This window comes from Leptothoe sp. PORK10 BA2, assembly GCF_034932105.1.
Taxonomy (GTDB): Bacteria; Cyanobacteriota; Cyanobacteriia; order Phormidesmidales; family Phormidesmidaceae; genus Leptothoe.
Genome location: NZ_JAYGIG010000115.1, coordinates 117,482 through 127,336, shown reverse-complemented (window position 1 = coordinate 127,336; position 9,855 = coordinate 117,482). Strand labels below are relative to the sequence as shown.

8 protein-coding genes are annotated in these 9,855 nt (G+C 47.4%); 4 read left to right on the top strand and 4 right to left on the bottom strand.

Annotation, left to right across the window (positions count from 1 at the left end; translation table 11 throughout):
* Positions 1 to 84: 84 nt before the first annotated feature.
* Positions 85 to 1,035 (bottom strand): PAS domain-containing protein, encoded by a 951-nt coding sequence (locus tag VB741_RS16535; protein ID WP_323366289.1) that lies wholly within the window; start codon positions 1,033 to 1,035, stop codon positions 85 to 87.
* Between the two features lie 139 nt (positions 1,036 to 1,174).
* Between VB741_RS16535 and VB741_RS16530 the strand changes: the two genes are divergently transcribed.
* From VB741_RS16530 to VB741_RS16515, 4 genes are all read left to right on the top strand, one after another.
* A complete protein-coding gene (locus VB741_RS16530) occupies positions 1,175 to 1,969 on the top strand; it encodes a response regulator transcription factor (RefSeq protein WP_323366288.1) in 795 nt (264 codons plus the stop codon).
* 431 nt (positions 1,970 to 2,400) lie between these two features.
* Positions 2,401 to 2,844 carry a cyanase gene (gene cynS / locus VB741_RS16525; protein ID WP_323366287.1) on the top strand — a complete coding sequence of 148 codons (444 nt, stop codon included), beginning with the start codon at positions 2,401 to 2,403 and terminating at the stop codon, positions 2,842 to 2,844.
* Positions 2,845 to 3,295: 451 nt separating this feature from the next.
* Positions 3,296 to 4,165 (top strand): alpha/beta fold hydrolase, encoded by an 870-nt coding sequence (locus VB741_RS16520; RefSeq protein ID WP_323366286.1) that lies wholly within the window; start codon positions 3,296 to 3,298, stop codon positions 4,163 to 4,165.
* A gap of 52 nt (positions 4,166 to 4,217) precedes the next feature.
* Entirely contained in the window at positions 4,218 to 4,979 is a 762-nt protein-coding gene (locus tag VB741_RS16515) for an SDR family NAD(P)-dependent oxidoreductase (RefSeq protein ID WP_323366285.1), read from the top strand.
* Between the two features lie 31 nt (positions 4,980 to 5,010).
* Here the strand turns inward: VB741_RS16515 and VB741_RS16510 are convergent, their stop codons facing one another.
* The 3 genes from VB741_RS16510 to VB741_RS16500 are packed head-to-tail and all read right to left on the bottom strand — an operon-like array spanning position 5,011 to position 9,219.
* A complete protein-coding gene (locus VB741_RS16510) occupies positions 5,011 to 5,637 on the bottom strand; it encodes a hypothetical protein (RefSeq protein WP_323366284.1) in 627 nt (208 codons plus the stop codon).
* Positions 5,638 to 5,646: 9 nt separating this feature from the next.
* Complete coding sequence (locus VB741_RS16505; protein ID WP_323366283.1) at positions 5,647 to 6,927, bottom strand: HlyD family secretion protein; 1,281 nt, start codon at positions 6,925 to 6,927, stop codon at positions 5,647 to 5,649.
* Between the two features lie 51 nt (positions 6,928 to 6,978).
* A complete protein-coding gene (locus VB741_RS16500; RefSeq protein ID WP_323366282.1) occupies positions 6,979 to 9,219 on the bottom strand; it encodes a peptidase domain-containing ABC transporter in 2,241 nt (746 codons plus the stop codon).
* Between the last annotated feature and the right edge of the window lie 636 nt (positions 9,220 to 9,855).

The following is a 9,855-nucleotide window of genomic DNA, read 5'->3' as shown; positions in this document are numbered from 1 at the left end:
AACTCCATAATGGAACTGGCTGATTGTAATGGTTTCAGCCAGTTTCGGACATTCCAGACCGTTTGGGTACTGGGATGTTCTTTTTTAGAGACTTTCACCAGTTAGAGATGAACTTCGCACTGTCCAGTTGGACAGAATATTCGTTAAAATTGATCGCAACAGGGTTTGATCCAGCTTGGCAATGAGGGGCTTATGCCGTCCTGAAAATTCTAGCTGCCCTTGTTCTGCCGGTAACTCCGAAAGCAAATTACGACAAAAGTCCACCAGATTCAACGGTTCAGGATTGAGACAAAGGCGCTTGGCTTCTAACTTGCCCAGCACTAAAATGTCATCAATCATCCGGGCCATGCGCTCGACATTCTCTTTAATATCCAGTAGATACTGATTTTTCTGTACTTGGGACAATTGTTTATCGTATCGATTTAAAGACGATACCGACAGAGCAATGTTGTTCATGGGATTACGAAACTCATGGCAGACCATGGCCACAAACCTAGATTTAAGATTACTTAAGTTCCGCAGTTGTTCGTTGGCAGCATAGAGTTCCGCCGTCCGCTCATGTACCTTCAATTCTAAATCTTCATTAGTCTGTTGTAGAACCGCCTCTGCCCATTTCCGTTGGCTAATGTCCCGAAAGGTAACCACCGCTCCAATCAGTTCGCCATACTCATCGTGCATGGGGGTACTAATATATTCCACCGGAAAGCATGTACCATCTTTGCGCCAAAACACTTCGTCAGTCACCCGTTGAATATGGCCCTTTTGAAAAACATCATAGATGGGGCAACATTCCCGAGGATAGGGGCTACCGTCGGCGTGGGAGTGGTGCAGCACCCGATGCATGGATTGACCGATTAGGTCCTGTATATCCCAATCGATCATGGTCGCCGCTGCCGGATTGACAAAGGTAACATTGCCCTGAATGTCCAGCCCATACACCCCTTCTCCCACCGCATTGAGAATCAGTTGATGCTGGCGGCGCAGTGATTCAAGTTCTTGATGTTCGGAACGGCTAGCCAAATCGGTTGATTTCATAAAGCTGTTCAAGACTGTAGTGGATTACACCAAGATTGATTCTGAAAACCTTTAGGTGTTTAAATAGCTATCTAAAATTATGTCTAACGAGGTGATTCGAGATAGTTGATCTTACTTTCCATCCTAGATGGTAAGGGCAATGGTGAAAACGATTCTTGTCATTGAAGATGAGGCCCAAACAAGAGAAATTTTTCTGCGATGTTTAAAATTTGAAAAGTTTGAGGGCATTGGGGCTGAAAATGGCTCTAACGGCATCAGGCTGGCGGAAAGGCATCGTCCGGACTTGATAGTTTGTGACATTATGATGCCGGATATGGATGGCTATGAGGTGCTGTCATCCCTCAGGAAAAATGACGCAACGGCGTCAATTCCGTTCATTTTCCTCACCGCTAAGGTCACCATGTCGGACCTGCGTCAAGGGATGACCTCGGGGGCTGATGACTATCTGACCAAACCCTGTACGGTGGAGAATTTTTTAGATGCGATCGCATCCCGCCTAAGCCGCCAAGCAGACCTCAAACGAGGACTCCAAGCTGCGGTTTCCCGCGCAACCGCTCCCCAATCACATAACCAGTTACCCAACGTAGCAAATCCTGATTCCATCTTCCCCGACTGTCCTCGCCTGACGGCGGTGTTTGAATTTATCGAAAGCCATTACCAACAGTCCATTCATCTAACTGATGTAGCCCAGTCCGTGGGTTATTCTCCCGCCTATTTGACCAATTTATCCCAAAGCCACACGGGCCGGACGGTAAAAGCCTGGATCATTGAGCGGCGCATGGCTCAGGCCCGACAATTGTTGGCCAGTACCGCTGAATCAATCAAACAAATTGCTGACTCCATCGGCTATGACGATGCCGGTTACTTTACCCGACAGTTTCGTAAACTCCATGGCGTCACGCCCCAAGTTTGGCGTAGCCAAACCAATCGGTAACAACCGCCACAAATTCCCTAAGAAAATTGACCCAATCGGTAACAACCGTAACAGACTGATTTAACGAATAACCAACAGACTGAAAAAGTCCTAGTTTTGCAAAAAATAATCCGATGTCATTCTGGGATGAGGTTGGTATAAATTATTCTATCTGCATCCGCAACTACACCTTATTAGCGTCCCTAGCGGGTATTTCGCCGGAGAGAACGTACAGATATTTGACGCGATTCTAGAGGTGCCCTTCCCCCCCGCCCCCGAAATCGCGAAACCATGGATCAGCATCCCGCCTACCACGGTCTCAAGGCCGAAATGGAAAACCATCTATTCCGCGAGACCCGAGCCGTAGAAGAATCGCACATTAAGTAGCTCGTCCGATTCTACCGTAAGCGTTTTTCCTTTTTAACTATCACAATCAAGAGGTGATTTTAGCCATGGCTATTTCTGAAATTTCCACTAAGTTTCTCGCCGCGAAAAAAGCGAAAGGTATCTCATTCGCTGATTTGGAAGCCAAACTTGGCTATGACGAAGTCTGGATTGCTTCAGTGCTCTATGGTCAAGCCAGTGCTTCCGAAGAAGAAGCCACCAAAATTGTCGAAGCCTTAGGCATGGAACCAGAGTTTGTTGAGTACTTGACTGAATACCCCATGAAAGGTGGTTTAGATCCCCTCGTACCGACAGATCCCTTGATTTATCGCTTCTATGAAATCATGCAGGTCTACGGCGTGCCCATTAAGGCCGTGATCCATGAGAAGTTTGGCGATGGCATCATGAGCGCGATCGATTTCTCCATAGATGTGGAAAGGGAAGAAGATCCCAAGGGTGATCGGGTGAAGGTGATTATGTGCGGTAAGTTCTTACCCTACAAAAAGTGGTAACTCTCCCCCTTTCTCTCTTTCACCCTCCCATTTACGTTTCACCTTGGAAGTTTCTATACCAGCCCCTAATTTCTCTAAAATGTCTGCTATCCTCCAAAAAACACTCACCGCCGATTTTAACCGTTTAAGTCGAATACTCCTAGGACTTTCGTTCTCCTGGGGATCTTCTCTCTAGCAACAGCTCCGGCCCTGGCCCATCACCCCCCAGGGGGACGCCTACCTGCTAGCTTTTTTGAAGGCCAGCGGCACTTCCTACCTGGACTAGGAGTGCCGCTTTTTATGGCCGGGAGCAACCCTATGTGGTTTATGCCGATCGTTGCTCGGGCCGAATATGATGGGGGATGGAGCTTCCTACCAGAAAAAACTTTAGGTTACCCACAAATAATTGTGGTAAAAAAGTGCGGCGAAAAAGTGTAACAAAGAAGGTTGAATAGAAGCAATGGCAAGTGACATGACAGTTTGGCACACCTGGCAAGAGTATAAAAATACCCAACAAGAGGTTGAATTACCTGCCCACACCGCAGCCCACATTCCCGTCACAATTCGCTATGTGGACGTGGGCACTGACCAAGCTGGGACCATTCTGCTCATGCATGGGATTCCCACCTGGGGCTTTCTTTACCATGCCGTCATCCCCACCCTCGTGGAGGCAGGCTATCGGGTAATTGCACCGGATTTTCTCGGCCACGGTTGGTCGGACCGACGGGACCGTTTTGACCGCTCATTTCAAGCTCAGGCCACCATGATCCTGGCATTATTAAAGGTTCTGGAATTGCCCCAAGTCCATGTCGTGGGTCACGATACCGGTGGTGCAGTCGCCCTGATTCTGGGCATCGAACACCCCCAGGTGGTGAATCAGTTGGTAATTAGCAACTCCGTTTGCTACGACCGGTTTGATGATGACATGCTCGATTTTGGCCATCCTCTGCGGTGGAAACCCCGACCCATAGAGGACCTGGTTGCCGCCCTAGAGGAAAGTTTAGCCATGGGTCTGGCTCGCCCAGAGCGACTGACGGCTGATTTCCGTGCCGGGATGCTTGCCCCCTGGGCCAGCGAAGAGGGCAAGCTCAGTCTGCTGCGCAATGCCTCCGCGTTAAATGCAAATCAGACCATGGCCCTGGTGGATCGCCACGGGACAATTTCTGCACCAACCATGATTCTTTGGGGGATGGATGATCCATGGCAAAAAGCAGCGGATGGTCAACAGTTAGCAACAGAAATTCCAGGAGCCCTATTTAAACCCATTGAGAACGCCTCCCACTGGATACCCCAGGATGCCCCTGAAGAATTCACATCGGCTTTGCTCAAATTTCTGTGGTGACAGCGGTATGCTGAATGATGTAGTGGGGTTGGAAAAATAGGGTGTGAATCAGATGCGACTAAATGGCAAGATCAGTTTAATTACTGGTGCAGGATCTGGCATTGGTCGGGCTACCGCTGAGTGTTTTGCCCGCGAGGGGGCTACCGTAGTGGCGGTGGATGTAAATGGGGATGCGGTACAGGCCACTCAGACGGCCATTACGACAACCGGTGGCAACTGCTTAGGGTTGGTGGTGGATGTGAGTGTGGAGGAGCAGGTGAAGAGGGCTATTGCCACCACTGTGGAGAGATTTGGCCGTTTGGATATTCTCCACAACAATGCCGGTATCTCTGTGCTCAAGCCCATTATAGAAACCACTGAAGCGGATCTCGACAAACTCTTGGGTGTGAATTTCAAGGGAGTCTTTTTTGGTTGTAAACATGGCATTGTTCAAATGCTCACCCAAGGCGGCGGCATCATCATCAACACCGCATCGGAACTCGGCATCGTCGGTCAGCCACTCTATAGTGCTTACTGTGCAACAAAAGGTGGGGTGTTGGCGCTGACTCGCGCCCTGGCAACAGAATGGTCTGCTCAGAATATTCGGGTCAACGCCATTTGTCCCGGCCCCATTGACACTCCGATGATCCATGCGGAGTTTAATGTGGGCCCAGATTCAGTTGCAGAAGAGAAAGCGGTGGTAGCAACAATTCCCGTAGGGCGATTGGGTAAACCAGAGGACATTGCCCGTGTGGCTTTGTTTTTAGCCACCAGCGACGCTGAGTTCATTCACGGGGCTGCCATTGTTGCCGATGGTGGCAAAACCATTATTTGATCATGTCATGATCTATCACTCATGGCCAAGACTATTCAGCAATTACTGTTTCACCTGTGTACATATTGACCATCAAGGATTCATCGGCGGGATTCGCCAGATCTAAACGGCGGAACATAATTTGGTAAAGGGCCTGAATCGCTTTCAAACTATGGCTGGTGATCACCACTTGCGAATCGACCTTCATCGTCATAACCAGACCAAATTCTCCTCGTCTACGCTGTTCAATCCACCAGTTAAAGTAAACGGCATAGCTGATACTAACCATGATCAAGATTAGATCTAACAGTCGAAATGGCCACGGCAAGGGACTGAATAGAAACCCTAAACCGATGGACATGATCACGCCGACCAAAAAATTGCTCAGTTTCTTTTTGATCACCGATCGTCTGCGATGCAATTTTTGAATTTGTAGGGAGTCAATATTTTCGAGGGGGTATACAGTTTCACCATACAGAAGCTCGGTTGCTGTTACCCGAGCTTCATCCCAAAAAAGCTCTACTGTATAGGAATGTGGTTTAGCCTCAGAATAGTGCAGAGGTTTCCGGAGGGCACCATCTAATACTAAATCATTCGCGATTAGAGATACATCCGTCAGGACTAGATTGCCGCCTAATAGGCTTAACTCATCCTGTTCTTGGTCGTTAAACTGTCCCATCTACTCTACTCATGCATTTATCTTGAGACGAAGCTTTCTCAAAAAGAGGTCCAAGAGCTTTTCTTGTTTAGCCATGATGGTTACCTCCCCTGTCGCCCCCGGCAGCAGCTTGCACCCACTCGAACCAGCTGAGCCAGCCTGTATATCTGGGGATTTAGCCTCTACCGTCACCAGATAACCACCACTGCTTTGTGCGATCGCATCTGTGTCAATAAAACTAGAACTTAGCGTCTGGTCAATAGGCGCAATTGCGCTCACCTCTCCCTCTATAGGTTTTGCCCCGAGTCCTCTACAGGTCGATAATGTGATGCGGGTGGAATAGCCGACCTCCACATGTTTAATTTGGTTCTCAGGAACCACTGCTTTGATTTCCAAGGTCGTACCCTCAGGGATAATCTTAGCAATCGTCTCATTCGTGCTCACGGTTTGGCCTGAATAGGCTAAGGCGAGGTCATAGAGGGTACCTTCGGTTGGTGTAAGCACCGATAGCTGGTCAATTTTCTTTTCGATCTCCGCCAGCTGAGCGCGCTGTCGACTAAGCTGGGCTGCCAGTGAACTCCGATGATCTTGTAATAATCCCTTTGAATAGTTAAATATTTTTGCTGAGCTAGCCCCCAAGGCTGACTTACGGGAGTTGTCGAGTAAGCGTCCTTGTTCTAGTGACGCAATCTCGTTACTCACTAGAACAATTTGCTCTTCGGTTTGGTCAATTCTTGCTTTGATATTAGAAATCTCTGTCAGGAGTGATGATTTATCCAGAGAAGCTATGATCTGGTTGGACTCTAAAATCTCATAATTTTTCACCAGTATCGTCTCGACAGTACCGCTAGCATTCGTCTGGACAGTCTGAATCTCTCCAGTTGGTTCTACCGTAGCTCGGGCACCAACTGTCGTGCGATAGGTAAGAAAGGTGGAGGCTACGGCCCCTAGTCCCAAGGCACTGACCAAGCCTAAACTGCCAAAGATCAGCAAACGATTTGGGGACGGCAGAAAATGGTTGACCACCGGTAATGTCCATAACTGATAGTCATCTGAGGACATTTCTTGCCTAGGTTGATAATCTTGTGTTGGCGCTAGGGTTCCGGCAAATGATTCTGAATGAACAATCGTCAGGTCAGTGACATCGGCGGCCCCGTCCAAGCGCTTAATACCAAGGCCACTAACATCAGTAGCCCTCGTCGATCGCCTCATGTCAATGTCCATATCCCTAGCTGGCTCAATCGCTGCGGACTTAGTCACCTCACTGGGCAAGTCAAACATTGGATTTGAAGCAGCATCATCGTGTTTCATGGGTCCCACTTACTGGATAATTAAATATAAAAGAATACTTGCGTACATTAATTAGTGATCGATATGTCCTGGTAGTGCCGAGATATCAGACTTATTTTTGCCACTGCTGCTGACTAGACGCTTGGAGTCATCTAAAAGGTTAGGCAATCCCCCGCCTAGAAATTGCAAATGGCCACCTTCCTGAGCCAGTAAAAATTCAGGAGAACCAGCAATATCCGCCTTCCCGTTATTGATCACGGTTACCCAGTCAACAACTCGGTTCACACTGGAACGATGGCTGATCAGAACCGTGGTATGCCCTTTACGATGAATGAGTAGTCTGTGCAGTAATTCAGCCTCACTTAAGGGATCCAGAGCAGAGGTTGACTCGTCTAAAATTAAGATAGTTGGCTTAAGTATCAAGGCTCGGGCAATTGCCAATCGCTGTAGTTGCCCACCGGAGAGATTAGAGCCAAATTCACCTAAGATCGTTAAATATCCGTCTGGTAAATCCTTAATAAAGGCATCTGCCCCCGTAATGCGACAGGCTTCTACAATTTCCTTGTAAGTAGATTTAGGCGCACATAATTGAAAATTCTCTAGAATCGATCGGCTCCAAAAGTGGGTTGTTTGGGAGACTAAAACAATTTGTTGACGGACACATTCAGTGGATAAGTCGCGTAAATTGTAGGGACCCACCAGCACCTCTCCTGACTGGTAAGGATGTAACCCAGCTAAAATCTTAGCGATTGTACTTTTTCCAGAACCAGATGCCCCCACTATGGCGGAGGATTTACCACCGGGAATAGTGAGTGAAAATGTTTCTAGTAAATTAAATCGACCTGGGTAGTGAAAGTTGACCTGATTAAAGGTGATATCACCTTTGGAAGGAATGTCAGCTAAGGGTTTCAGCCAGTCATCGGGGCTCTCATCTTGGATATCAATCACATCATCAAATTGCTGTACCGATGTTTTGATCTCCATGAATTTATCTGAAAATTCAACGATGAAGTAAATAAACCCTAAAAAGCTGTAGTTCAGAGCGCTAAAGGCTAAAAGCTGGCCGAGGCTTAACTCCTGGTTGATCACCATGGCACTACCCGACCATAAGATACCGATGCTACCCACCCCTAAAACCATAGAGGCGAGCTGGCTGGTTACAAAGATTAGTTGTACAGCATCTGCCTTTTTACTGGCCAAGTTGCCAAAACGCCCCTGCATCTCTTTCCAAAGCTGAGGCTGAGCCGTTGTTGTTTTAAACGTCATGGCTCCCCTAAAAATTTCCACCAGTAGAGCCTGATTTTTGGCCTTAAGGGATAGCAAACGTCGAATACGAAGTTGAAATACGGGTAGCAATGTCACCGTTGCCAACAGCATTACCACCGCTGTTAACAGGGAAAAAAGCGTGAGGCGATAGCTGTAAAAAAACAGCATGCAGCCCAGGGAAACTGCGGCAGTAAAAAAGAGTGACGGGAGTTGGACCGCGCCATCAACTATAAGTTCATTGATACGGGATATATCTTTGAGACTACTGGCAAACTCACCACTACGCCTTGTCTCATAATAGTTAAGGGGCAGTTTTAACATCTTCCGACCAAACTCCAGGGTAAGCCCTAGTTCTAACCGTTGAAAGATGTTGGCAACCAAGGTTATCTGCACTAGATTTAATAGGCTTTTGATCACAAAAAAGCCCATAGTCGCCACCGCCACCTTCGGTAGCATCTGGATATCATCCCCACCTAGGACATCATCGGTAATATATTGAATAAAAAATGGAATTGTTAGGGATAAAAATCCAATAAACAGGCTATATATCAAGACCTGCAGCAAAGAAATACGATAGGGCCAAGCCTGTTGTATTACACCGGTAATTCTGCTGGGTCTATTCGTCGACAAGCGATAAAACGCTTCGTCTGGCACCAGCAGCAACATGGCTCCATCGCCCCAGCTGCGCTTAATTTCCTCCGCACTGAGGTAACGAATGCCGACACTGGGGTCTGCAATCACATACTTATCCCGCTGTTTTCCATAGAAAACAACCCAGTGCTCCCGACCCCAATGCATAATAGCGGGCAATGGTAGACGGTGTATGCGCGCAAAGATATCGTCAGTTGCTTGGCCAGAACGTGCTTGAAACCCCAAAGCGACAGCACCCTGTTGCAGGCCCAAGAGCGATACCCCCAACTCACCTGTCCCGATCGTTTCACGCACCTGAGAGAGGGGAAGTTCCTGGCCATAGTGCTTAGCAATCATTGCGAGACAGGTAATTCCGCAATCATCTTCTCTGGACTGGCTGATAAATGAATACTTCATAGGATCACGGTGTATGTGCCCCGGGGGCAGACCAAAAAGCTCCTGAGGATCAGATGCAATAGTTCAGAAATGAAAGACAGCGTAAGTTTAAATATGGGAAAAACCCGTGAACTATATAGTTAATAAATAACTTTTACCATCTAATTAATAAAACAGCAGGATGAAATCGGCGAAACCTTGGCCAAATAACCAATATTTGTTGATATTTTCATAAATGATTGGCTCCAGCAGTCTTCACTGCCCCCAAAGATCGGGATTCAGTGTCTTTTAGACTAAACAGCCCAGAACCAGGAACATTCAGAATCTATGTCTGAATCGAAGCTATAGCCAAATAGAAAAGCGCAAAAGCCTGCGCTAAATTGGCTCAGTCCAAATTTAGGCCTGTAAAACAGCAGCGCCGCCATCAACATTGATAGAAATCATCAGTACTTAAGTTAAACGTGCCCTAATAAATATGCCCTAATACGTTATGGATTACCCATATCCTTAATCAGAGCCATCTTGGGTGTTAGACGTGATCAATAACCTTATGTTTCTGGTAAAAATCAGGAAAAGCTGTGGGGTGATGTAATCTACTGCAATCCTTTATATGAAAGCCATCGCCGGATGTATCCGGCGATGGCTCTAAACCTTGAA

Coding starts and splice junctions, on each gene's coding strand:
- VB741_RS16535 (WP_323366289.1), bottom strand. CDS start 1,035: ATGAAATCAACCGATTTGGCTAGCCGTTCCGAACATCAAGAACTTGAA.
- VB741_RS16530 (WP_323366288.1), top strand. CDS start 1,175: ATGGTGAAAACGATTCTTGTCATTGAAGATGAGGCCCAAACAAGAGAA.
- cynS (WP_323366287.1), top strand. CDS start 2,401: ATGGCTATTTCTGAAATTTCCACTAAGTTTCTCGCCGCGAAAAAAGCG.
- VB741_RS16520 (WP_323366286.1), top strand. CDS start 3,296: ATGACAGTTTGGCACACCTGGCAAGAGTATAAAAATACCCAACAAGAG.
- VB741_RS16515 (WP_323366285.1), top strand. CDS start 4,218: ATGCGACTAAATGGCAAGATCAGTTTAATTACTGGTGCAGGATCTGGC.
- VB741_RS16510 (WP_323366284.1), bottom strand. CDS start 5,637: ATGGGACAGTTTAACGACCAAGAACAGGATGAGTTAAGCCTATTAGGC.
- VB741_RS16505 (WP_323366283.1), bottom strand. CDS start 6,927: ATGAAACACGATGATGCTGCTTCAAATCCAATGTTTGACTTGCCCAGT.
- VB741_RS16500 (WP_323366282.1), bottom strand. CDS start 9,219: ATGAAGTATTCATTTATCAGCCAGTCCAGAGAAGATGATTGCGGAATT.